Annotated in this window: 19 protein-coding genes; 4 read left to right on the top strand and 15 right to left on the bottom strand. The window is 55.4% G+C overall.

Annotated elements, in window-relative coordinates:
- Positions 1-2,949 (bottom strand): monovalent cation/H+ antiporter subunit A, encoded by a 2,949-nt coding sequence (locus SH139x_RS08880; RefSeq protein ID WP_488354916.1) that lies wholly within the window; start codon positions 2,947-2,949, stop codon positions 1-3.
- Between the two features lie 661 nt (positions 2,950-3,610).
- On the opposite strand from SH139x_RS08880, the gene SH139x_RS08875 reads away from it, so the two are divergent.
- Positions 3,611-3,967, top strand: a complete 357-nt coding sequence (locus tag SH139x_RS08875; protein WP_488354915.1) for a hypothetical protein — start codon at positions 3,611-3,613, stop codon at positions 3,965-3,967.
- Between the two features lie 397 nt (positions 3,968-4,364).
- Here the strand turns inward: SH139x_RS08875 and SH139x_RS08870 are convergent, their stop codons facing one another.
- The 6 genes from SH139x_RS08870 to SH139x_RS08845 form a co-directional block, all read right to left on the bottom strand.
- Positions 4,365-5,921, bottom strand: coding sequence for a permease (locus tag SH139x_RS08870; protein ID WP_488354914.1), 1,557 nt, complete (start codon positions 5,919-5,921; stop codon positions 4,365-4,367).
- Positions 5,918-6,376, bottom strand: coding sequence for a hypothetical protein (locus SH139x_RS08865; protein ID WP_488354913.1), 459 nt, complete (start codon positions 6,374-6,376; stop codon positions 5,918-5,920). The genes SH139x_RS08870 and SH139x_RS08865 overlap by 4 nt, the downstream gene beginning before the upstream one ends.
- Positions 6,377-6,453: 77 nt before the next feature.
- Positions 6,454-7,371, bottom strand: coding sequence for an AAA family ATPase (locus SH139x_RS08860; protein ID WP_488355988.1), 918 nt, complete (start codon positions 7,369-7,371; stop codon positions 6,454-6,456).
- A 76-nt stretch (positions 7,372-7,447) separates the two neighbouring features.
- Positions 7,448-9,757 carry a transglutaminase TgpA family protein gene (locus SH139x_RS08855; RefSeq protein ID WP_488354912.1) on the bottom strand — a complete coding sequence of 770 codons (2,310 nt, stop codon included), beginning with the start codon at positions 9,755-9,757 and terminating at the stop codon, positions 7,448-7,450.
- A complete protein-coding gene (locus tag SH139x_RS08850; RefSeq protein WP_488354911.1) occupies positions 9,738-11,009 on the bottom strand; it encodes a DUF58 domain-containing protein in 1,272 nt (423 codons plus the stop codon). The genes SH139x_RS08855 and SH139x_RS08850 overlap by 20 nt, the downstream gene beginning before the upstream one ends.
- A 227-nt stretch (positions 11,010-11,236) precedes the next feature.
- Complete coding sequence (locus SH139x_RS08845; protein WP_488354910.1) at positions 11,237-11,701, bottom strand: hypothetical protein; 465 nt, start codon at positions 11,699-11,701, stop codon at positions 11,237-11,239.
- Positions 11,702-11,980: 279 nt separating this feature from the next.
- On the opposite strand from SH139x_RS08845, the gene SH139x_RS08840 reads away from it, so the two are divergent.
- The 3 genes from SH139x_RS08840 (at position 11,981) to SH139x_RS08830 (ending at position 13,787) form a co-directional block, all read left to right on the top strand.
- A complete protein-coding gene (locus tag SH139x_RS08840; protein ID WP_488354909.1) occupies positions 11,981-12,907 on the top strand; it encodes a cobalamin-binding protein in 927 nt (308 codons plus the stop codon).
- Positions 12,908-13,155: 248 nt separating this feature from the next.
- Positions 13,156-13,392, top strand: a complete 237-nt coding sequence (locus SH139x_RS08835; protein WP_488354908.1) for an RNA 2'-phosphotransferase — start codon at positions 13,156-13,158, stop codon at positions 13,390-13,392.
- A 191-nt stretch (positions 13,393-13,583) separates the two neighbouring features.
- The gene (locus tag SH139x_RS08830; protein ID WP_488354907.1) at positions 13,584-13,787 is read left to right on the top strand and encodes a TraR/DksA family transcriptional regulator; all 204 of its coding nucleotides are present in this window, start codon (positions 13,584-13,586) and stop codon (positions 13,785-13,787) included.
- Between the two features lie 139 nt (positions 13,788-13,926).
- On the opposite strand, the gene SH139x_RS08825 is transcribed toward SH139x_RS08830, so the two are convergent.
- The 8 genes from SH139x_RS08825 to cysD all read right to left on the bottom strand — a co-directional run bounded on the left by SH139x_RS08825 (position 13,927) and on the right by cysD (position 23,357).
- The gene (locus SH139x_RS08825) at positions 13,927-14,349 is read right to left on the bottom strand and encodes a CoA-binding protein (protein WP_488354906.1); all 423 of its coding nucleotides are present in this window, start codon (positions 14,347-14,349) and stop codon (positions 13,927-13,929) included.
- A gap of 4 nt (positions 14,350-14,353) precedes the next feature.
- A complete protein-coding gene (locus tag SH139x_RS08820) occupies positions 14,354-16,114 on the bottom strand; it encodes a potassium/proton antiporter (protein ID WP_488355987.1) in 1,761 nt (586 codons plus the stop codon).
- A gap of 13 nt (positions 16,115-16,127) precedes the next feature.
- Positions 16,128-18,146, bottom strand: a complete 2,019-nt coding sequence (pheT, locus tag SH139x_RS08815) for a phenylalanine--tRNA ligase subunit beta (protein WP_488354905.1) — start codon at positions 18,144-18,146, stop codon at positions 16,128-16,130.
- 78 nt (positions 18,147-18,224) lie between these two features.
- Positions 18,225-19,280 carry a phenylalanine--tRNA ligase subunit alpha gene (gene pheS / locus SH139x_RS08810; protein ID WP_488354904.1) on the bottom strand — a complete coding sequence of 352 codons (1,056 nt, stop codon included), beginning with the start codon at positions 19,278-19,280 and terminating at the stop codon, positions 18,225-18,227.
- Positions 19,281-19,457: 177 nt separating this feature from the next.
- Positions 19,458-19,814 (bottom strand): 50S ribosomal protein L20, encoded by a 357-nt coding sequence (gene rplT, locus SH139x_RS08805; protein WP_488354903.1) that lies wholly within the window; start codon positions 19,812-19,814, stop codon positions 19,458-19,460.
- Between the two features lie 168 nt (positions 19,815-19,982).
- On the bottom strand, positions 19,983-20,201 hold the full coding sequence (rpmI, locus tag SH139x_RS08800) for a 50S ribosomal protein L35 (protein WP_488354902.1): 219 nt from the start codon (positions 20,199-20,201) through the stop codon (positions 19,983-19,985).
- Positions 20,202-20,443: 242 nt separating this feature from the next.
- A complete protein-coding gene (cysN, locus tag SH139x_RS08795) occupies positions 20,444-22,375 on the bottom strand; it encodes a sulfate adenylyltransferase subunit CysN (RefSeq protein ID WP_488354901.1) in 1,932 nt (643 codons plus the stop codon).
- Between the two features lie 70 nt (positions 22,376-22,445).
- A complete protein-coding gene (gene cysD / locus SH139x_RS08790) occupies positions 22,446-23,357 on the bottom strand; it encodes a sulfate adenylyltransferase subunit CysD (protein WP_488354900.1) in 912 nt (303 codons plus the stop codon).
- Positions 23,358-23,439: the final 82 nt, after the last annotated feature.

The following is a 23,439-nucleotide window of genomic DNA, read 5'->3' as shown; positions in this document are numbered from 1 at the left end:
TCAATCTTCCTTCTTTGCTTCTCGTTGCTTGGCTATCGGAGCGGAGGTATCTTGCAAGGTATCATGCAGCGGGGCTGGCTGGTCGGCCGCTATGCAAGCTGGCCCGACGTAGCTCGCCGCGGGGTTGTAATCCATCGGGGATGTGTTAACGGTGCCACCCGTAATTTGCTGGCCCAATTTTGAGAGTTGTGCAAGCGCCAGCATGACGCCACCGACCACCGTTACAAAAATACCGGTGTCAAAAGCCAAGGCGCTCGAGACTTCAAAATCATCGATGATCGGCGGATAGAAATGCTTGAAGCCGCTGGTCAGAAAGGGCAGGTCAAAAACCATTGCGGTGATCCCCGTAGCTGCGGCAATCAATGCGCCGCCACCGATTAGGGCGTGGTAATCGAAACGAATCTTTGTCGCTGCCCAGCCGAAACCGCTGGCCATGTATTGCATGATCAAAGCGATGGAAACGACCAGGGCGGCGATAAATCCGCCACCGGGCTGATTATGGCCTCGCAAGAAAATATAGACAGCGACCATGATCGAAAGCGGCAGCATCAGCCGGGTGACGACGACCATCATGAGGGGATGGCGAGTTGGCGAGTACTTGACTCCAGAGGACCATTTCGCTGCGTTTTCTTTGCCAACTGCTTTCACGAAGCCATCCAACATGGCGAATATGACCAACGCTGAAATCCCCAAGACCAAGATTTCGCCAAAGGTATCAAAACCACGAAAATCAACCAGGATCACATTGACAACGTTGCGACCACCGCTGCCGGGCAGAGCTTGGTCCCAATAATAGTCTGCCGTGACTGAATCCAGCTTCCTTGTCATCATTGTCCAAGTCAGGCCCCCCGCTCCCAACCCGACAAGCAATGCTAGGGCTCCGTTCCGCAACCGCATCGCGGGGGTGCTCTCCAGCTGAGACTGTTTGGGCAAGAAATAGAGAGCCAGCAGCATTAAAATGAGCGTTACCACTTCAACAGAAATTTGCGTCAACGCCAGGTCAGGTGCTGAAAAATAGATGAACACCAACGAAGTCATTAACCCGATAACGTTCACTAAGATGAGCGCGACCAAGCGGTTCGCATGCGTTAGAACGGTCAAGCCACAAGCGGTCAATAGCAGTCCCCAAGCGACGACGACAACGGGGTTGAGCGGCAGTGTCGGACGAGTCCCCGCCTCGAAACGTTGCCAGTGCTGAGCGAATGCTAATCCACAAAGGACAGTTGTGGTTGCGATCATGACGAACAGGTATCGCTGCTGAGAACCGTTATGCAGCGTTGTGGAAATCTGCGCCGACACAAATCTCAAGCCAGCAATAAATTTGTCAAAGAGAGGTTTGGCAGCGAAACGAGGCAATGTTTCCCAGAGCGAGGCGGCGGGGCGATATGCAAAAAACAGAGCCGCTCCCACCAGAATTGCTGCCATAGACATGAATAACGCGGGCGTTAGACCATGCCAAAGGGAAAGATAAAACTTGGGCAGTTCGCCGCCAATCACTGCCGCCGCGGCAAGCCGGACGGGGATACCCAGAAACGTTTCCGGAAATAACCCCGACAAAATCACCACTACGACAAGTAACGTCGGCGTAAACCACAGCCCGAACCCAGGATCGTGCGGCGGGCGCGGATAATCCTTGCGCGGTTGACCAAAAAAGACATGCAAGATATAGCGGAGTGAATACGCGAAGGAAAAAACAGAAGCCAAAGTCAGGATGAGGGGCAGCATCCAGGTGGTACCGCCCAACGTGATGTGCGTCGATTCCTCCAGCATCATTTCCTTGGAGAGAAAGCCATTGAGTGGCGGCAGGCCCCCCATCGATGCCGCCGCGATGCATCCCATGATGGCAGTCACGGGCATCAGATGGCGAAGTCCGCCGAGGCGGCCGATTGAACGCGTCCCCACCTCATGGTCGATGATCCCCGTGTTGAGAAACAAGGCGGCCTTGAAAGTCGCATGATTAATGACATGCAACATGCAAGCCACGACGGCCAACGGGGACGAGAACCCGAGAAGCATCGTCATCAGGCCCAGATGACTGATCGTGGAATAGGCCAATACTGCCTTTAAGTCATCCTTGAAAAACGCAATTCCAGCTCCCAGCGTCATAGTGATCAGGCCGGTGATGGTAACAGAGTAAAACCATAACTCGGTTCCTGAGAGCACGGGCCACAACCTGGCCAGCAAAAATATGCCCGCCTTAACCATCGTTGCCGAATGCAAGTAGGCAGACACTGGTGTCGGAGCCGCCATGGCGTGAGGCAGCCAAAAGTGGAACGGAAACTGCGCGCTTTTGGTAAAACAACCGATCAGAATCAGGGCTAACACCCAGGGATAAAGCGCTGACTCTTGCACCAATTTGCCGCTGGCCAGAATGATCGATAAGTCGTAGCTGCCAACGACGCGACCGAGCAACAGCAGGCCGGCCATCAGCGCTAAGCCGCCACCGGCGGTGACAGTTAGCGCCATCCGCGCACCTTGTCGCCCAGCCGCAGTATGCCCCCAAAAACCGATCAACAAGAACGAAGATAAGCTCGTCAATTCCCAGAACACCAACAGCAGCAAAACGTTATTGGACAGCACAATCCCGACCATCGCGGCCTGGAAGAGCAGCAAGTAGCAATAAAAATTGCCCATTGGCTCCTGCTTTGCCAAATAAAATCTGGCATAGATGATGACCAACAATCCAATGCCAAGAATGATCGCCCCGAATAGTAATCCCAAGCCGTCGATGGCAAACTGAATATCGAGTCCCAATCGGGAAATCCAAGGCCAATCGGCGCGAATTGCTTCACCCCGCATGACTGCAGGGACGTGCGCCAGCAAGAGTGCCAGGGCGAGTGCATTCACCGACCCCGTTGCGATCGCGCAAGCATCGCGGCCGGAACGAATCATCAACGCCGGCAGTATCGCGCCGAAGAAAGGCAACAAGATGATTAAAGCAATGCTCATCAGCGCAGAAATAATAGTTAGTTGACGAAATCAGCACCGGGAAACAAGCCAGCAATGGGCTCAAGTGCATCGAAAGCCTTGATCGTTTTACCACCTTTCCAAGTGATTCCAACCCCCGAAACAAGCAGATTGCCTTGAGCTTGGCGATAGGGCTCGCCACGGGCCCTAAGTGTAGCGGAATTGTCGGCGAACGACATTCCAGATAGCCAATGCGATACTGTTGAGCTTGGCCCGCAAATTGCTCCCCAAATCACTGTTGGAAGCGAGGCTTGTTCGAGGATATCCCGTTCCAAAAAGCTTCGCACATCGTTTCGGTCACTTGACTACGGTGCATACTTCCGAACCTCATTATCAGAATGACCAAGCCCGCAGCCGGGTAGTGGAGTTTTTGGGTGGCGCATTTTTAGCGGACGTTGCCTGGGCTCTTGTCGTTGGCAGTGATGGCCCCCATTCCACTTTGAACAAGCCCCAGGATCCCCGTGAATTGCCAAATTGCCTGCTGATCTCAGCGAAGTCTCGCGTTCTCTCTGGGACCAACACTCACTGATTGCTCATCTTGACATCGAGCAGGTTAATTTTGATTGCCTTGAACCAAGCCGCAGCGCCGGGTTTGGCTTGATCGAAATCTGTTCGCATCCTGATCGTCTCGATCGCCACGATCATGATGGTGCACGCAAGCGACAACCTTAGCAATCGCGATGATCACCTGCCACCGGGTGATGGGGATATCGATTGGCATCAATTCATCGATCAACTCGATCAACTCGATCAACTCGATCAACTCGATCGGCTGCGATTTGACGGTACCATATGTTGGAAATCGCCGGTAAACCGAGCGGACACCCGAACAAAGTGTTGGATGGTGCCATACGTGCACGACGGTATCTGCGCGACATCTCGCGGCGTTTGCCCGATCATTAAGAGTTGGCAACACACGCCGACCGGTGACTATAAAATCACGGATATAGGACTGTTCGCGGTTTTTGGCGCTAGCCACCATTCCGTTGCAGGTGAATAGTTTGGCAGAGAGTTTGGGAGATGAAAGAGCTATTGCCAACCAATTCATTTTGCATTTTTCATTCTCCAATTTTCCTTATTCATTTTTTAATTGCGGCCGACCGAGCGATGACAAACCTGGTTTGGTGTCGCCGCGCTGAGCGCCCCGGCGTACGGCGCCGCGGCCCTCTCATATCCAGCCCTTCCCCCCCAAAGCTGGCCTTAATAAGATTTCCTATGCGGAATGTGATTTTTCCAAGGCCAGTCCCGGGGGCGAAGGGAGCGACCCTCTTTGTGGGGCTGGTTGTTTGCGTGCGAATGGGGAATACGCTGACTAAAAAGCCCGCGCCTGCGGGCCAAGCGGCTAACGGGAGAACCGTGGCTAGTGCCAAAACGGCTAACTGCTAACTGCTAACTGCTTATTTGCGGAAAGAGTCGGTCCAGCGTTTATTGACTGCGAAGATTTGTTCAATCACCAGTTTTGTTTCCTCCGGCTCAAATGGATCGTGCTCCAGTTCGTGCTCAAGCAATTCCAGCTTTTTGCGAATCAAGTATCCTTGCATTCTTTGATAAGGTCGGACTTCGAAGTTACGGATATAAGTTCCGACCTCCAATCGACGGCTCCAGTCGTCCCAGATACCGAGCCAATGCAAGGCGTGTTCGATCTGCCCTGACCCGGCGGCAGTGAGTGTTTCGGCGCGGGCAACGCGGATCTCCTCGAGTGCTTCCTCTGGGCCAGGGTAATAGCCATAACACATCACAACGCTGAGAGCAATCAATCCGCACAACATGGTTGCCCCGACGACTTGCGGGGAAACAATGCGATCAAAGCCCAGTTCAGTATTTGCCGCCTCTTGGTTTTCCGAGACGGTGACTTTCTTTTCGGCAATGCCAAAAATGCGCAAAACAATCCCAGCTAGTAACAAACAGGCGAGTATTCCGAATCCGATCATCTCAGGCAGTGCGACCGACTTGCTGATCAATTCGCTGACCAGTCCGAAGTCAGCGGACACAGAAGGAGGAATTGGTGTGGTATAAATGTCGAATGCATGGGTATGCCCAGCTGGCTCGACGCCGGGTGGAATCAGCGGCTGATTAATCGCGTAGGCAATTCCCATTACGGTTAAGACAACCGACACAAACCAAATCGAGACTGGCTTGAAGCCATAGTTCACGGCAAACCAAGCAAGAATCCCAAAATTCATGCCGGTCCCCAAAACCAGCAACACGAAGGCGGCACCGGGCGAATTAGCGTGCTGGAACATCATCCCTAATTGGCTCATCGCCAACATCGGGGTCGCATAGACGGGAATCGAAACAGCCGTCATGGTGGCTGGAGCCCAGAGGTCGTCCTGCTCCACCGCCGACTGCATCGACCCCCAAGGCAAAACGGCAGCCAGCAGAATGAGGCCAGACAATGCGATCACGCTCCAAAAGCCGACAGGACCGGCCAATTGCCGCATCATATGCGTAGCCACGGCGACTAAGCGGCTGAGTCCAATGATTTCAGAATCGGCTTCTGGCTCGTCTCCCGCAGGATGACTGTCGTTTCTCGCCGCGCGGTCCCAGATCAAGCCCACAATGGTAACCACCAGCAGCGACCCGAAAGCAAACATCAGGATCACGAGTGGTCGTGAGAGCGTTAGGCCATAGAGGAGCGAGAGCGGATTAAATAATGGAGCTGATAATGCAAAGGCACTCAGCGCGCCGGGCTTCACCTTGGCCCGCCGCATCTCGATCAAAATCGGAATCACTCCGATCGAGCAGACGGGAAGCAGCATGCCGACGGCCCACGATTGGGGCAAAGCTCTTAGCGATTGACCCCCAAATAGTTGCTGAGTCCCCTTGGTTCTCAGGTAGTATCTCAGCACGGCAGCGATCAACAAGCCGACGAGCAAAGTGGGTGTGGCACTCGCGGCGCCCTGCACAAAGCGAATCAAGCCACCGTAAATTGTGGAAGTTAGCAACTCGTTCATGCTGGATCCTGCGAGCTAAAGTCAACTGGTGGAGGAGTTTCAGCGGCCTGCAATAACTCAATCGCTTGGAGTATTTCCTGATGAAAATCACGAATCTCTTGAGCCAACCCAGCTGGCAATTCGTTGGAGCTCCGCTTCAGTTTTGCTCTGAGCGATTCACTTTGCTGATAAAGGGGATTCCATTGTTCCTCAGTTAAATCAGTTTCCGCGGCGATTTCAGGAGCCCACATAATAAGATCTTTCAGCTCAGCAATCGCGGCTGCTTGGTCTGCGGCGGACGAACCAATGGCCTCCACACGCGTGGCTATTTTCTCCGCCAAGTCATTGATATCGCTGGGCCAGTGTGGAGGAACATAGTGGTCCTCATCAAATAAAGTCTTCTTCGATGTCGGTTCCTCAGGCGAGCAACCTGAAAGCAAGCTGAGCAGAGACAAAGCCGAACATAGCGTCAGCAATTGTGCTGCGGCCCGCAGAGACGGGAGGCACCGGAGGGATGATGCATTAGCAGTTGCTGGCCTAAATCGCTTAATCATTATTTGTACTCTGGAGCGGGGACCGAGAGCATGATTCTCTGAATCGCGGTTTCAACATCATCACTGACCGTGAGCAAACGAACGGACAGTACCGCTCGCGAGACTTCGACAACATCGGTTGGAGTCACATAATCACGTCCGGCCAGCATTGCCCAGGCTTGCGCGGCACGTTGCCAGTGCAACATCCCACGGGGGCTGACTCCCAGTTGCACGGCTGCGTCACTGCGAGTGGCTTCGACCAGATCGACTAAATACTCGCGAATGCGACCGTGCACGCTAACTTGAGTCACCAGGTGCTGCAGCTTTTTCAGTTGTTCCAACTCCAGCACCGGTGCAGTTTGCTCCGGCGAGGTGTGCGTTCCCTGGTCGGCAGCTAAGATCTCTAATTGAGATTGGCGATCGGGATAGCCGATTTCGAGTTTAAACGTAAAGCGATCAAGCTGAGCCTCCGGCAGCGGATAAGCGCCGTGAGAATCGATGGGATTTTGCGTGGCAATCACAAAGAAAGTATCTGCCAACTTGTAAGGCCGCGCGTCGATCGTGACTTGCCGCTCGGCCATTGCTTCTAGCAAAGCGCTCTGTGTCCGCGGAGTTGTGCGGTTGAGTTCGTCGGCGAGCAGTATATCGGCGAAAACGGGACCGGGATGAAACTCGAACTCGCGCGTCTTTTGATTAAAGAGGTTGAAACCTGTCACATCGGTCGGCAGCAAATCGGGCGTGCACTGAATGCGCCCCATGCGGCCACCGAGACAAGCAGCCAGCGCCTTGGCCAAAGTCGTCTTGCCGGTGCCGGGCAGGTCATCAAGCAGAAGATGGCCACCTGACAAAAGGCAGGCTAACACTAATTCAATTTGGCCCCGCTTACCCAACAAAATTCCATTGAGCCGAGCTCGCAATTCAGCAAGCTTGTGCTGCACGTCGAATTCGCTCGCCGGTGCGTCCGGCGTAACAAAAGGTACCTGAGACGGTTGATTCGAGACGGAGTTCACGATGTTAAGTTCTTTCAGTGCTTTGGCTTGTGCGGTGTTGGCTAAAGAATCGCAGGTTCATATTACGAATTAATGAGTCAGCAGCATGCGACCAATCCCCAGCGGCGGCGCGTTGGCCGAAAATGATTTGCTCCGCAGCGACGCAAAATTGATCTGCGTTGTCGGCCAAAGAGCTATCGCCGACAGCCAGCGATGCCAACCAATCACGATGATTGACGCCAAGCGCCCGCGGACACTTGGCAACCTTTGCACGCATTTCCAAAATACGAACCGTGAGCGAAATACGACGACGCTCAGGTGTCCATCTGCGGATCGTCCAGACGGCCAACAGCAGCCAATCGATCCAATATAAACGCGTGACAATTAAGAACACGAGCAGCGCTGAGCCACCAGCCAAGGTGGGCCAAGTGTTCGTCAAGGCTCGCTGGCAAACCAATTTCCAAGAGGGCTGGAAACTGGGCTCAAGAAACCCGGGAGTCGGTTCAATCCCAATCCAACGGCCATCCCGCAACCGGACCTCGGGCCACACGTGAGCGTCCTCGGGCAGAATCGCAGTGTGCCCCGCGGTGTAATCAACGCGTGCCTGGGAGACATAAAATCCAGTCGCCAACCGCACTTTGAGGCCGAGTGACCGCAGCATTTCCGCGGCGGCTGCGGCAAACAGATGATCGCCGCCGCGGCGGTGGGTGAGGAAATGTGCCAGCGGGTCTGCTTGATCGCTGGCGACGGTTCGATCGAACTGGAAGTCGCGCCGCAAGTGTTCGACAATGGTTCGCATTTGCTGATAGGGTGAAGCAATGGATGCGGTCCATTCCGCTGCCAACCTTGCTGCTAATTCACGCCCCAACGTAAGTTCCGGTGTTGGTTCAGCGGGCTGCGATTGCGAGGGCAGGGACCTCATTAAAGCGCCGGGCACGAGCAAGTCGTCTTCCCAAATTTGTTCCGAGAGATAATGAACAATGCTCAGCGAGGGGACTTTTTCACGGGCTGGCATATACCAGCAATCGTCCGGTCCAATGGCAAAGAAGTCAGGGCGTTCGACATCTTTAATGTGGACCCCCAGGGTCATCATTGGGCTGGCGAGGCGATTGCTATCAAGCCGAATGACCTTGAGAGAGTTGACTTTTAAATCGGGGCGATCGTGCGCTTGCTGCCGGCGGGGATCGAGAAACCAATGTTGGCCTTCCCAGTGCCGTTTGTGAAGATATTCAACCGGGCTGCCTTGATACGGATGCCACTGAATCCCATCAAATCGATCATAGTGGTGCAACGCCAAGCTGATGCCGGTGGGACCGATCCACTGCAAGACATCACGTTTAAGTTTGTCCTCTTGGTGCCGTTTGGCGGAGGAGGGTCGCGACCGCGTGAGGGAAAACGAGCCTCCCCCTTTGTGACTTTGACTTAGATCCTTATGGTTCTCTTGCACCTGCTGTCCGTTCAGTCCCTGGCGACGTTCTTGACGTCGGTTCATGATTGGCTCACCAAGTGCTTCGCTGAACATGTCGTACAGTGAAGATTGGTCGGATTCAAGAAAAATATTTGAATCCACCGCACCGAAAGAATCAGCATGCTCTTGCGCGGCAATTGCTGCGTCACCACTGCCGACGCCGGAATTAGCCGAGGGGTCAGACCACTGGGAGCCACCGCTGGTGGGCATCACACCCCAGCCGATTTTATTTGGAGTCGACAACCGACCGTGAACTAGCAGTCCGCCCGCGGTGCTGATCAAGACCGCGAATACGACTGTCAGCGGGCGGATGGTGGCGCTACGTTGAACGCGAGCGGGTAGGCAAACTTCTAACCTCTCCCAATGGTTCGCCACCAGATGCCAAATGCAAACCAACATCCAGATCACGGGCAGGCCGACGGCGCGGAAATCATCCGAAGTAAAGGCGGTAAAAAGTGCCAGGAAACCGCTGGAAATTATCGCCAAGGTCAATCCGCGGTTGCCACGCGACAGCATAGCTACGGCAATTCCAATGCAGCCTAGCGTGGTCAACCCAATCATTTCGTTCGCCAACGGTGCGGCCAAACCATAGCGGGCAAACAAGCCGCTTGCCAGCGGAGTTAGCAGGAGCCAAGCCGTCAGGCTGGCGACCAGCGGACGACTCGCTCTCCGCAGCAACGCGACACCCAAGAGCAGGGCACTGAGCAAGATACTAACTAGATCAATGGCCAGAATCATTGGCGACTCGAACCCCAACCGCAGCAACCACAACGCCAGCATGGGAATGCAAGCCATGGCCAAAGTTTCCACGCGACGGCGGTCGAAGCGAATTCGCGGGAGCGAGACTTCAGGCGACCTTGGCGACATTGCCGATCTCCCGCCAGAGGCGATTAAGCGTCAGTTCGAGACCGGCGTCGCAATGGATCACCAGTTGACCGTCGACAGCTCGCGCCCGACCGCTGGCGACGCCACTGAGAACTAACCGAATTTGCTCGGGCTGAAATGGTTCGCCGGTAATTCTCAGTTCAACATGATTCGTCCGCGGTTGGGTGTGTCTGCCGTTGGCGAAACCTGTGCTTTTCGGCTGGCCGGGTTGATCGGCGAGCGTGCCGGGCTGGAGAGAAGCCATGGCGTCGAAGCACTTTCTGCGGCCTTGCACGGTGGCGCCAAATTGGATCGTTTGGTCACCCAACACCAACCGCGCCTGAACATGGGTGGCCTGCAAATTACTGATCACACTGGCAGCCACTCGCATTTGCCAGGCAAGCTGCTGGCGAACGGCAGCATCACCCAATCGTTGGACGGAAACGGGTGGAGCGACATCAACAATCACATCGACTGCAACTCGCTGCGGCGCGCCGCGCTCAGTAACAATCAACGCACCCGTGCGAGCGGAGTGCGCCCAGTGAATGTGGCGTGGCGAATCACCTTGCCGATACCCACGACACCCTAAGGGATCACCGCCGCCGCCGGGACGCTGGCCATCTCCATCCTCCGCCGGACTGCTACCGGCGAGCGGACAAATACCCGCGATCGGGTAAACCTTGGGCCAAACGGTCAAACGCTGTGAGGTTGTTAACGGTCTTCGCGCGGTCCAAATTCCGAAAGGGAATCCGCAAGCGATTTGAGGTTGCACGATCGGATAGTGGCCTCGCAATTGGGGTTGAATCGCGAGCGGATATTCAGCGGTGCATAGCGGCGGAACCCAGGCTAAGCTGACCGTGGGAACATCGGCGGCCTGGTCACAATCCAAGTAGCCTTCCACTGCCAAACCCCAGACAGGGACGGGCAACCGGTTGCGAACGGTAAAGAACAGCCGGCAAGCGTCCCCTTCGTGAACGGCGGATACTTCCGGGTAGAGCCCACAGACCGCACTGCGAACCGCGATGAATGGCCAAGCCACGCCGACCAACATTACCGCCGACAACGCAACCGCCATGGTCCACCCAACGGGCGTCACATACAGCCCCACGATCACGCTGATCAAGGTTGCCAGCACGAACCAGCCAATGGGTTCCTTCAACCAATAAACATAACGGTTAAAGCCAGGACAAAAATCGCTGGTCAGCAACCCGGATAAACGCTCGGCCGCCGTGGGAAGTTCGCGAACTGTAGCCACTGTATACTCGCTCGAACACAAGATAACCGGAATGAGGATCAGCAAGCGTTAGAACAGCACGCTCGCTGCGAGCAAGCCTCGAGGACGGCGAAAAGCCGTCACTCCGTCACAGAAACGTTCCCATTCAGCAAACTGCTAAATCGTCTTGCCATCGCACCGACGCACGTGGGCGAGGAGACAGCAAAAGCGAACGACCGCGACAGGCAAGCCTTCACTGCATCAATCGATTAGCTGAGCGGAGGACCGCGGCGGTAATTGCTGGAGGCGTCGAGCGTAGCACTGAGGCCGGGTTGAACTGGCAGCGTGAGCGACACGACCAAAATCGCATCGGGACACCAGCACCCGGAATCAAGATGGATCAGTTGGCGAGCCTGATAAAAATGCTGACAAGTCGCACATTCATCGGCGTCATGCTCGTGGTCACCGCAGGGGGGCGCGGCGTTCGCGGGGGCATCAGACGCGGGGGCATCAGACGCGGGGGCATCAGCATTGCTGCCGCAAGGCTTCGCCACGCTGTGCTGACAGCAGTTCCCTTCGCGCACCGCCTGATCGGCATCCTGGGACCGGTCATCTGCGAGCGAGTGCCCCGCACTTAAGACCGCATGCTGACCGACATGCACCCAGCCAGCAACGTTACCCAGCAAAAGGGCAAGCAGCGCGAGCAACGGAGTAGCCTGACGGAGCGATTTCACGGAATCTCGGCCTCGGGAATACAAGAAGAAAAGGTTTCCTTCCGTAGATGCATTCTGATTGCTGGTAGTACGTCGTGTCAACTCGAAGGTTCGGGAAAAAACTGCTTTGTGCAGAAGCCATGAAGAAATGACAATTGCCGGGCCAGCGTCACCAAGTGGGCTGGATGGCCCCCGCCCGGATCCGTGTATAATCGCGTCGCGCGGCGAAGCTGCCAAGCCAATCATCTGTCCGAGAGAACCAATCCGCCAAATTGGCACCCGACATTTTCCGAGTTGACCATGCGAATTGCCTCATTGTTGCCGAGTGCTACCGAGATCATCTGCGGCTTGGGGCTGCGGGAATCACTCGTGGCGGTGTCCCACGAATGCGATTTCCCGGCCGGGGTAACTGATTTACCCCGCGTGACCAAATCACTCATCCCGGCGGATGCCAGCGGCAAACAAATCGACACGATGGTCCGCGAGCGAGTGAAGTCGGAACAAGCCTTGTATGCTCTCGATCTAGACTGCATCAAGCAACTGAAACCTGAGCTGATCGTGACGCAAGCCTTGTGCGACGTTTGCGCGGTGGCGGAAAGCGAGATCGTGAAGGCTGTCGAAACTTTGCCCGGAAATCCCCGCGTGATTAATCTCGAACCGAGCTGCCTTGAGGATGTCTTTGCCGGCATCCAACAAGTTGCCAGCGCGACCGATTGTGTGCAACGCGCCGAAGCCTATGTAGTATCGCTCCGGCAACGCATGCAGACTGTAGCCAACCGCAGCGAAACAATCCTGCATCGCCCCACCACGATGCTGCTGGAATGGATCGACCCACCTTTCAGCGCCGGGCACTGGAGTCCGGAACTGGTACACCTAGCGGGCGGTCGCGAAGTGATTGGCGTTGCTGGCCAGCGTTCAATCACCATTCCTTGGGACACGATTGTTGCCGCCGACCCCGAAGTCCTGATCATCGCCTGCTGCGGCTATGACGTGAAACGAGCACTGCAAGATATCCCCATCTTAAGCACCTATCAGGACTGGACATCACTCTCCAGCGTGAAGTCGGGCCAAGTCTACGTGGTCGATGGCTCAGCCTATTTCAGCCGTCCAGGTCCACGATTGCTCGATAGCCTAGAGATTCTTGCCCATACACTTCATCCTGCCATTCACCCCTTGCCGGCAGGCTTACCCCCGGCCATCGCCGTCAACCCCAGCGTCCACTGGTAGCGCTCACAGCTAAGCACCTCCCAATAAGTCATCAAGCAAAACGGAATCAGCCGCCTCGCGCCAGCGTGCGGTTCCCGGTGGTGTGTTGTGCTGTGAAAACCGCAGGCTGGCGCCAAGCGGCTGATATGACCGAAAGACTTATGTCGAGGTGCTTACTAAGAAACGAGTGCTGGGGATTGGGATAAATCCTAATCAAAGTGGCAACGCTCCAGCTAGGCTCGGGCTTGATAATCCAGTAGCCTACGGAGATGAATAAACGCCTCACAAAAATCAGCAAATACTTGACATTCGTCTTGCGGCACGAACCACAGTCGATCGGCTTGCAACTCGATCCGGAGGGTTGGACGCCTGTGGGGGAGTTGCTAAAGCGAGTTGCCGCCAACGGGAAAACAATCACGCCGGAGCAACTCGATGAAATTATCCGCGAGAGTGATATCCAGCGATTTGCGTTAAGCGAAGATGGCTTGCGAATTCGGGCCATTTAAGCAAGAGCGGAATTTTAAATTCGCCTTTCGCTCCGCGAAAGCCGGAGCATACGCTGCTCGCGCGGAGCGTAGGAAGACACTTGTTTTCCAATCGTTCAACAGCTCTCAATCTTGGGAACATTAAATTTTGACGCTGCGTTTGCAGCGGGATAGATCCCAGTTCGTTATCCCCGCAACGGAGCCGCTGGATCATGCCCCCAGAACAGGCTTTTTCCGCCGCTGAGCTGGAGCAGTATCGGCTGCAATTGCGCAGCATGCGCGATCGCTTGAATGGCGATATCGATAATGGCAGCTTTGGTACCTGCGTCGATTGCGGCCAACTAATTGATCGAGAACGTCTCGAATTAATTTCTTATACGCCCTATTGCATCAGCTGTGCAAAGAAACGCAGCTAAGCATGTGCTGGGTGTGATGCGGGAGGACCGCGGCAACTGGCAGGTCTCAGCGGACCTGAATTTGCTTAAGGGAACTGCATGTAACCGAACGGTGGCTAGCGCCAAAACCGCTAACCCAGGGAACAGCGGCGCACCCCCGTTATGTTGATCGGGCCAACAAGACCAAAATACAACTGCCGTCGTCGATTACATTGAGCCCCGCACGCCGCGCCGATTCACTTGCCTCCGCATCTTCGGCACCCGGCTGCATCCATACGTGCCGCACCCCGGCGGTGATCGCATCGGCCACGATTTGCCGCGTCACGGCTGGTGGTGTAATGATCGAAACCGCCTCGGGAACAACCGGCAAATCGCCAATGGTTGCATACGCCGGTTGTCCTTCGATCTCAGTCTGCACGGGGTTTAATGGATAAACTTGGCGGCCGGCTGATAACAGGGCGCGAAAAACTATGTTGCCATATTTCTGCCTGCGGTTTGACGCGCCAGCGACCGCGAACGACTTGGCGGCCAGAAAAAATTCCGTGTTGTTTGATTCAAAGTTGTTTGATTCAGTGTCAGACATCGAGTCAATTTTTCCCGTGGAAAGTGTCAGCGGGAAGTTCCTCGGTAGCGAGTATCGTCATCCCAACGTAATCGATATCACCTGCGGGCGTCATCGCACGAACCGTTAGACGAACCTTTTGACAAGCCACCGACAAACCAATTTCCAAAGTTTGCTGCCCGGCTCGCTGGCGAATCCACTGTGCTAACGTATGCTGCGGGTTGCCACCCAACTTAATATCATAAAAACCCTCCAGCTCCTCCACGCGAATCGTGCCCCGGAGGGGAAATTCAAGCGTGGTTGGTAAGCCGACTTTGGCGATATCATGATGCTGGCGAGCGAAGAGACGATCAACCAACGGACGGACTTGCGGCCGCAGCACCACAATCACATGATCGCCCGACTCGAGCTGAGAATTTCCTTTCGGTAACATGATATGTTGCTGGCGAACAATCAACGCCAACACGACCTCCTCGGGAAGCGCCAAGTCTTTGACCATCTTGCCGGCAGCCCTGCTATCGGAGTCGACGTAGTAGTCCACGATATCGCCTTCCACGTTTTGCAGCGAGCTAATTTCTAACGTTACCGGGGGCTCGCGGCGGGGTGGGATTTCCAATTTGAGCCAGCGAGCAACCCAGGGTAAACTCCAACCTTGGACAATCGCAGAAACTAAGACCACGAAGAAAACAACATCAAAAATCATGGCCGCCGAGGGAATATTGGCAATCAAGGGGAAAGTCGCCAACGTGATCGGTACGGCACCCTTAAGACCAACCCAAGCGAGAAAAATTCGTTCGCGAGCCGAGTAGCGAAAAGGGATTAAGGTGAGCGCAACAGCAAGTGGCCGGGCAATGAATACCAACACCACCGCCACCGCCATGCCGGGAACAAATACATCTAACAATCGGCTGGGAAAACTTAGCAATCCCAAGACGATAAACATCGCAATTTGCCCCAGCCAGGCTGCCGTATCATGAAACATCATGATGCCGCGCTGAAACACGATTCGTTGATTACCAATCAGCATGCCAGCTAAATAAACAGCCAAAAACCCACTGCCGCCCAGTTCAGCGGCCAGCCCAAAAGCGAGCAGTCCAAAGGCGGTGGCCAAGATTGGATAGAGCCCAGCCGTTGCCAAATGAATATGGTTGATGGCCACCACGGCGAACCAACCGATCAACAGGCCGATCCCCACGCCAACAACCATTTGATTGACAAACATCAACAACAGGCCGAGACCGGGGGGCAAGCGACCACTGAGCACTTCGATTAACCCCACCGTCATAAAGATCGCCATGGGGTCGTTGGAGCCACTCTCCACCTCGAGCGTATCGGCCAAGCGACGGCGGATATGCACACCTCCCGAGCGGAGGACGGAAAACACCGCCGCGGCATCGGTAGAGCCAACAATGCTTCCCAACAGCAAGCCTTGCGCCCAGGGAATCCCCAAAATCCAAGAGGCGGCCAGACCAGTGGTGATCGCGGTCAGCAGGACTCCGACCGTGGCCAACAACCCGGCAGGTTTCCAGGCGGCACGAAGCGACTTGTAAGGGGTCCCCAAGCCGCCGCTGAACAAGATCACCGCTAAGGCTAACGAACCGATCGCGTTGGCTAACGAATAATCTTCAAACGCGATCCCACCGAGCCCCTCCGAGCCAGCCAACATGCCCAGACCTAAGAACATCACCAACACCGGCATCCCCAGCCGAGCGGAAAACTTGCTGGAGGCAATCCCCAGCAAGAGCAAGATGCTGGCGACGAGGATCAGCGCATCGATTGGCATCAGCAAGACCTCGAGGTTAAGCCAACAGCCTCGCAGCGTGGTCTTGCTGGCACCGTTGCACAATTGCCTCAATCGTGTCGTCGGCTTCGGAGCCGGTCAACGTGCCGTTTTGACGCTGCAGATCGACGCTGAATAAAATCCGCTTGGTGCCCTCACCATCTTTTTCCGGAGCACGATACGTTTCTTGATAGCGAACATCAGCTAAATCCACACCGCCTGCTGCGCGTGTGCTGGTCTCTAAATCAATCCAATGCACGGCTTCGGCGACGATCAAGTTGATGTCGCGTGAGATGATCGGAAAGGGGCTGACGGGCTGGAACTGAGGTACCAATTGGGCACCTTGAAAGATCGCCGGCAATGACAATTCAGCCACGCAAGTTTGCCCGGGCAACTTTAGTTGTTGCTGCAGTTGTTTGGAGACCTGTCCCAAATAACCAATGAGCTTGGCATCCAAATGCAAGGCGACCGACAATTCACGATCGAGCCCTTCAATGGCTTGCGAGGTAACCGCCAAACGACCGCGACTGCCAAGCGAACGGAGCAACGCTTCGAGCAATCCCTTGAGATGAAAAAAGTCCTGCCCGCAGACCAGCCCCACGCTGTATTGCTCCTCGGGTAAATCTCCGGAAGCCGCACCGGGAAGATAGATGTGAGCTACTTCATAAAGATCGGCTTCCCAACTGGCCGCTGACCAATTGTCGGCGCGACTTTGCAGCAGGCTGGGCAACAGCGAACGTCGCAAACACGTCGCCCCTTTCAACAGGGGCGTCTCGGTTTGCAAGGCAGCACGCTCGGTCCAGGGGCTGAGCACCGTGTCCAATTTGCTGGTCACGATGCTGGGAGTCATTGCTTCGCTAATACCACCGGCGAGCAAGACTTGTCGCACACGATCCATGGCGGTATCAAAATCACGGCGAGCGCTGGGGGCGACAGGGATCGGACTATCTTCGGGAATTTTGTCATAGCCGTGAATCCGCGCGACCTCCTCGATCATGTCGGCTTCACGAGTCAAATCGTGTCGCCACGAGGGCGGGTCAATTGTCAAGGCATCGGTCGTTGGCTGTAAACCACAGCCCAACACGCTCAAAATCCGCATCACTTCTTCGCGGTCAATTTGAATTCCCAGGATGCGTTCGATCTGGGCTAAACGCAGCACCACTGGTTCACGCGTCGGCATTTGCGGAGCTGAATCGAGCAGCCCGCTGGCCAATTCCCCACCGGCGGTCTCCAAGATCAATTGGCAGGCGCGGCGGCTAGCCCAATCAACGCCGGCCGGATCGACTCGGCGTTCGAAGCGATACGAAGAAGGACTGTGCAGTTTCAGCCCGCGGGCAGAACGCCGCACATTTAGGGGCGTAAAGATTGCCGCCTCCAACAACAAATCGGTTGTGGCTGCGGTGACTTCCGAACTGGCTCCTCCCATCACTCCAGCGATGGCCAGGGCCCGCTCCGCATCGGCGATCACGCAGGTCTCGGCATCGAGCTGATAGGTGCGATGATCGATCGCTTCCAACTGCTCGCCCGGCTTACCAGGTCGCACGACAACTTGGTTGTCAGCGATCGCGGCCAGATCAAATGCGTGCAGCGGCTGGCCACATTCCATCATCACATAATTGGTGACATCGACAACATTGTTCACCGGCGTAAGCCCGATCGAGCGCAATGAATCGGCCAGCCAAGTGGGGCTCGAACCGATCTTCACTCCACGAATAACGCGAGCGGTATAGCGAGGACAGGCGGCGGGAAAGTCGTTGCGAATCGATGCAAAGTCAGTGACGGGGAAGCTTGCTTCGGCCGGTTGGGGCGTGGGGAGTTTGAGTGGCAAGTCATATAGCACGGCGATCTCGCGGGCCACGCCAATGTGTCCCAAACAGTCGCCGCGATTGCTGGTCACTTCCAAATCAATCACCACATCGTCGCCCACTTCGGAGGTCGACTCGTGGTTTAACCCAGAGAGGCTGAGCGCATCGGCCAAGGCGGCCGGGGTCATGGGCAGGTCGAGATAGCGGGAAAGCCAAGTCCAGGAGACAAGCATGATCGATCTAAACGAATTAAGAGTGAAATAACGGGCTGGCAAATAAATAATGCGAGACAGAGCAGGGCGATGTGACCGCTAGAACTGTGACAAAAATCGCATGTCGCCGCTGTACAGGTCGCGGATGTCAGTAATGGCATGTCGCCGCATACACAAGCGTTCGACGCCGAGACCAAAGGCGAAACCAGCATAACGATCTGGATCGTAACCGACCGAGGTCAGCACCGCGGGATCGACCATGCCGGCTCCGCCAAATTCAATCCACTGGTCGTTCCACCAAAAATCGACTTCGACGCTCGGTTCGGTGAACGGGAAGAAGGAAGGGCGAAAGCGGATATCGACATCTTCGCCCAAATAATTGTTCGCGAAGACGCGGAGGACTGTTTTCAAATTGGCCATGGTCACGTGGGTATCGACCAACAGCCCTTCCATTTGATGAAACATGGGATAGTGAGTCGCATCCGGCGCGTCGGGCCGATAGACGCGCCCGAGTGAAATAACGCGAATCGGTGGCTGACTGGTTTCCATCACCCGGATCTGCACCGTGCTGGTTTGGCTTCTGAGCAATTGTCCGCCATCTTCCAATGAGACCTTTGCGTTTTCCGGATCGACCGTCCCGGCGGTGGCCAGATAAAAATTCTCCAGCGGGTCGCGAGCGGGATGATCGGCAGGAATATTGAGGGCCACGAAGTTGTGCCAGGGGTCTTCCACCTCAGGTCCCTCCGCCGCAGCGAACCCCATCCGCCCCATGATCTCTTTGAGGTGTTCGATCGTTTGCGTAATTGGATGGACATGCCCAAGCCGCGGTGGGGTGCCGGGAAGTGAGACATCACAGCGGGGACCAGCGGCCGCTTGATCGCCGGCGGATAACGCCTCGGTGGCGCTTTGCAACGCTTCTTTGAGGTTTTTTTTGACCTCGTTCAGCCGCATGCCGGCGGCACGTTTGTCAGCTTTTTCGACCCCGCCAAATTGCTTTTCCACTTCCTTAAAGGCACCCGACTTGGCCCCCAAATATTTAATGCGCGCCGCCTCCAACGACTCAGCATCACACGCTTCGGCCATGGCGGCCAAGCCGGTCGCTTCGATGTTCGCTAAGTTGGCGAGAAAGTCGTTTAGATCAGTGGTCGTGGACATGGCTTTCAGAGGTCAAGAATTACGAACGGAGAATCTGGCTGCGAGTCGTCAAGCATCGTGTTTGCCCAAAAGCTTGGCAGACCGACAAGGAAGATACTACCCAAACTTGGGTAAATAAAAAAAGCCGCCTCGACGAATCGAAGCGGCTTGAGCGGTGCGTGAGCGACCAAAATGGAATTAACCAGCCAATGCCGCCTTGGCTTGTTCGACAACTTTATCAAAGTCCTGCGGGTTATGAATCGCCATCTCCGACAAGGTTTTGCGGTCCAATTCGATGTTGGCTTTCTTCAGCCCGGCAATGAAGAGGCTGTAGCGAATGTCTCGCATGCGACAGGCCGCGTTGATACGAATGATCCACAACTTGCGGAATTCACGTTTCTTAACACGACGGTCACGAAACGCGTAAGCACCCGCACGGAGCGAAGTTTCCTTGGCCGTACGCAACAAATTACCACGTCCACCGACGTAGCCTTTGGTGCGCTTAAATAATCGCTTCTTAGATTTATGCCTAGCGGAGCCTGTTGTGGTACGCATAGCTGCAATACTCCGGAACTGTAGTGACTCAGGCCATTCCCGCATGCTGCGGAGGTCACAAGCGATGTGACCCCAGCAATCGATGAGGAACCGTTCTTACCTAGCCACCTGGGGAAATCAAACAAAAAAACAGAGATGTCTTTTCAACTCAAACGGAAATCAGCCAACTCAGTTACTGTGACCGTTGAGTGCCGCATGGATCATCGGCTCCATGCACGTATGCACAGCGGTCGTGCCGCGGAGGTTGCGACGACGCTTCTTGGAAACACCCATTGCCAAGTGGCTGGTGCCCGAAGACCGGTGCATTGCTTTGCCGTTAGCACTCAAGCGAAACCGCTTTTTGGTGCCTTTGTGGGTCTTGATCTTGGTTTTTACTTTAGTTGCCATTGGAATATTCTTTCTACCGGTTCAACCGTATCCTGATCGATCTTCTAGAATCCCGAACTATAGTGTCCGAGCTGTCAGTGCGAAAGCCCAAGTGCCCCGCCGAGGCCAACTTCGCGGGCGAAAGTCAATTTCACGGGGTAGAGTCGACTTTAAACAACGCGATATCAGTCGTAGAGAGTCAATTCACGACTGCGAGAACCGCACGCTGGCGCGTGGCGGCTGATTCCGCATAGAGAGCTGGGCTAGATTCGAGCCTCAATCATGGCGACGACTTGGTCGGCCGCCTCCTCGATCGACTGCTGGGCCAAATCAACAACGAGCGCAGGGCTGGTCGGCGGTTCGTACTTGGCCGTGACGCCGGGGAAATTCCGCAGTTCGCCGGAGTCGGCTTTTTCATACTGCTGTTTCTGGTCGCGTTGGCGGCACACTTCCAGGGGGGTGGCGACGTGCACCACCACAAACCGTTCGGCCCCGACGACGCTGGCCACTTTCTGCCGTACCGCTTCATCGGGAGAGACAAACGCGGCCAAGCAGATCAGCCCTGATTCATTGAGCACCAGCGCCAGGTGGGCGGCGCGGCGGAGATTCTCGCTGCGGTCATCGGCCGTGTAGCCAAGATCGACACTTAATCCGCGACGGACCCAGGAACCATCCAGCACGGAAGCAGCCCGGCCGGCGTCGAACAATTTTCGCTCGACAGCCTGCGCCAAAGTCGTCTTGCCGCTGCCGGTCAAGCCGGTGAACAGCACAGTCAGAGGTTTTTGGCCAAAGCGGGCTTCACGTTCCTCGCCCGAGACGGCGCTGAGTTTGCGTTCTTTATTGTCATCAGCGAGATCCTCTTCCCAGACCGCGTCGGCGCGATCTTGCTCGGGGCTGCGTTCGAGGATCATGCCGGCGGCGACCGTGACGTTGGTAATCCGGTCGATGACGATAAACGAGCCGGTGCCATGGTTGGCTCGGTACGCATCAAAATGCAGCGGAGCTCCCAACGACAACCGCACGCGGCCGATTTCGTTGAGTTCCAACTTTGGAGCCGGCGCGCGGTGCAGGGTATTCACGTCAATCCGATAGCGGAGCGTGTCGATCGTGCCGGGCACCGTTTGCGTTGTCTGTTTGATGAGATAATTTTTGCCGGGCACTAGTGCTTGCTGGTCCATCCAGACGACGATTGCTTCTAGAGAATCGGCCGATTTGGGCACGTTGCCGGGGCGAACAATCATGTCACCGCGGCTGGCGTCGACTTCATCGGTCAGCGTCAGGGTGACCGACATGGGAGCAAACGCTTCTTCGATATCCCCGTCAAAAGTCACAATCTGTTTGACTCGGCTGCGCTGCCGACTGGGCATGATCATGACTTCGTCTCCGGCGCGAATGGTGCCGGAGGCGATTGTGCCGCAGAAGCCGCGGAAGTCCAAATTGGGGCGATTAACGTACTGCACGGGCATGCGAAAGTCGCGGAGGTTTCTGTCCGAACCGATGTAGACAGTCTCGAGCAGATTCATCAGCGTGCTGCCGCGATACCAGGGCATGCGTTCGCTTTGATCGACCAAGTTATCGCCGGAAAGCGCGCTGATCGGAATAAAATGCAAATCGGGCAAGTCCAACCGCGAAGCAAAGGCGCGATAGTCCTTGCAGATTTCGTCAAAGCGTGCTTCGCTAAAGTCGACGAGGTCCATCTTGTTCACAGCCACGACCACGTGCTGAATTCCCAGCAACGAGACGATGAAGCTGTGACGACGCGTTTGCGTGAGCACACCGTGGCGGGCGTCGATCAAAATAATCGCCAAGTCGGCCGTGCTGGCTCCCGTGGCCATGTTCCGCGTGTATTGCTCGTGACCCGGCGTGTCGGCGATGATGAATTTACGGCGGGCAGTACTGAAGTAACGATAAGCGACATCGATCGTGATCCCTTGCTCACGCTCGGCTCGCAAGCCGTCGGTCACCAAGGCCGGATCGAATAAGCCTCCGGTGGTGCCTTGCGTTTTCGATTCCACTTCGATCTGCGCCAACTGATCTTCGTACAACATTTTGCTGTCATACAACAAGCGACCGATCAACGTGCTCTTGCCGTCATCCACGCTCCCGCAAGTGATAAAACGAAGCATCTGCTTTTGCTCATGCTGAGCCAAGTAAGCTTCGATGTCTGTGGCGATCAGATCTGACTGGTGCGACATAGTACTAAACGTGTGTGATAAAAATTAAACGGCCAGAGCGTCGTCTTTTGCTTCGCGAGAGCAGCAGCCCCTAGAAGTAACCTTCGCGTTTCTTCTGTTCCATACCAGCACCACCAGCATCTTTGTCGATGACGCGACCTTGTCGTTCGCTGGTCTTTGTTAACAACATTTCTTGAATGATTTCCGGCAACGTGCTGGCCGTCGACTCGACTGCTCCGGTTAACGGATAGCAACCCAGCGTACGAAACCGCACCCAACGCGTTTCTTCGACTTCGCCCGGCAACAGCGGCATCCGGTCGTCATCGCGCATGATCAACTGACCATCCCGCTCGATCACTTTTCTTTCCGAAGAAAAGTACATCGGCACGATGGGAATGTTTTCAAGATGGATGTATTGCCAAATATCAAGCTCAGTCCAGTTGCTCAGCGGAAAGACGCGAATCGACTCGCCCTTGTTGATTTTGGTATTGAACAAATTCCACAATTCGGGACGCTGGTTCTTGGGATCCCAGCGGTGGCTGCGGTCGCGGAAACTGAAGATTCGCTCTTTCGCCCGACTCTTCTCTTCATCCCTGCGAGCACCACCAAAAGCGGCGTCAAAGCCATGCTCGTTGAGCGCTTGCTTGAGCGCGTCGGTCTTCATTAACGTGGTGTGACGATCGCTGTCGACCCAAGGATAGATGTTCAGTTTGAGCCCTTCGTGATTGGTATGCACGAATAGCTCCAATCCCAAATCCTCCTTGATAAACTTGTCGCGAAACTGAATCATCTCGCGAAATTTATAAGTCGTGTCGACGTGCAGCAGAGGAAATGGCGGCTTGGCGGGAGCGAAGGCTTTGAGTGCCAATTGGAGCATCACCGAAGAATCTTTGCCGACCGAATAGAGCATGACCGGATTCTGGAACTCAGCGACCACTTCACGAATGATGTGGATGCTCTCCGCTTCCAACTGCTTGAGGTGGGTCAGGGTATAATCGCTCATGGAACTTCTTAAAGTGGACGCTACTTGAATCCGTCACGGAAAAAGTCGACTTGTTAACAATGTACTTGCGAAACGCTAGGTC

The sequence above is a fragment of the Kothea flammea genome (assembly GCF_052161645.1).
In the GTDB taxonomy this organism is placed as follows: domain Bacteria; phylum Planctomycetota; class Planctomycetia; order Pirellulales; family Pirellulaceae; genus Laterigemmans.
This window is presented reverse-complemented; position numbering and strand designations above follow the sequence as displayed.

Bases quoted from the DNA above. Each gene is read 5' to 3' on its own strand.
- SH139x_RS08880 (WP_488354916.1), bottom strand. From the start codon at position 2,949: ATGAGCATTGCTTTAATCATCTTGTTGCCTTTCTTCGGCGCGATACTG.
- SH139x_RS08875 (WP_488354915.1), top strand. From the start codon at position 3,611: ATGATGGTGCACGCAAGCGACAACCTTAGCAATCGCGATGATCACCTG.
- SH139x_RS08870 (WP_488354914.1), bottom strand. From the start codon at position 5,921: ATGAACGAGTTGCTAACTTCCACAATTTACGGTGGCTTGATTCGCTTT.
- SH139x_RS08855 (WP_488354912.1), bottom strand. From the start codon at position 9,757: ATGTCGCCAAGGTCGCCTGAAGTCTCGCTCCCGCGAATTCGCTTCGAC.
- SH139x_RS08840 (WP_488354909.1), top strand. From the start codon at position 11,981: ATGCGAATTGCCTCATTGTTGCCGAGTGCTACCGAGATCATCTGCGGC.
- SH139x_RS08835 (WP_488354908.1), top strand. From the start codon at position 13,156: ATGAATAAACGCCTCACAAAAATCAGCAAATACTTGACATTCGTCTTG.
- SH139x_RS08830 (WP_488354907.1), top strand. From the start codon at position 13,584: ATGCCCCCAGAACAGGCTTTTTCCGCCGCTGAGCTGGAGCAGTATCGG.
- SH139x_RS08825 (WP_488354906.1), bottom strand. From the start codon at position 14,349: ATGTCTGACACTGAATCAAACAACTTTGAATCAAACAACACGGAATTT.
- pheT (WP_488354905.1), bottom strand. From the start codon at position 18,146: ATGCTTGTCTCCTGGACTTGGCTTTCCCGCTATCTCGACCTGCCCATG.
- pheS (WP_488354904.1), bottom strand. From the start codon at position 19,280: ATGTCCACGACCACTGATCTAAACGACTTTCTCGCCAACTTAGCGAAC.
- rplT (WP_488354903.1), bottom strand. From the start codon at position 19,814: ATGCGTACCACAACAGGCTCCGCTAGGCATAAATCTAAGAAGCGATTA.
- rpmI (WP_488354902.1), bottom strand. From the start codon at position 20,201: ATGGCAACTAAAGTAAAAACCAAGATCAAGACCCACAAAGGCACCAAA.
- cysN (WP_488354901.1), bottom strand. From the start codon at position 22,375: ATGTCGCACCAGTCAGATCTGATCGCCACAGACATCGAAGCTTACTTG.
- cysD (WP_488354900.1), bottom strand. From the start codon at position 23,357: ATGAGCGATTATACCCTGACCCACCTCAAGCAGTTGGAAGCGGAGAGC.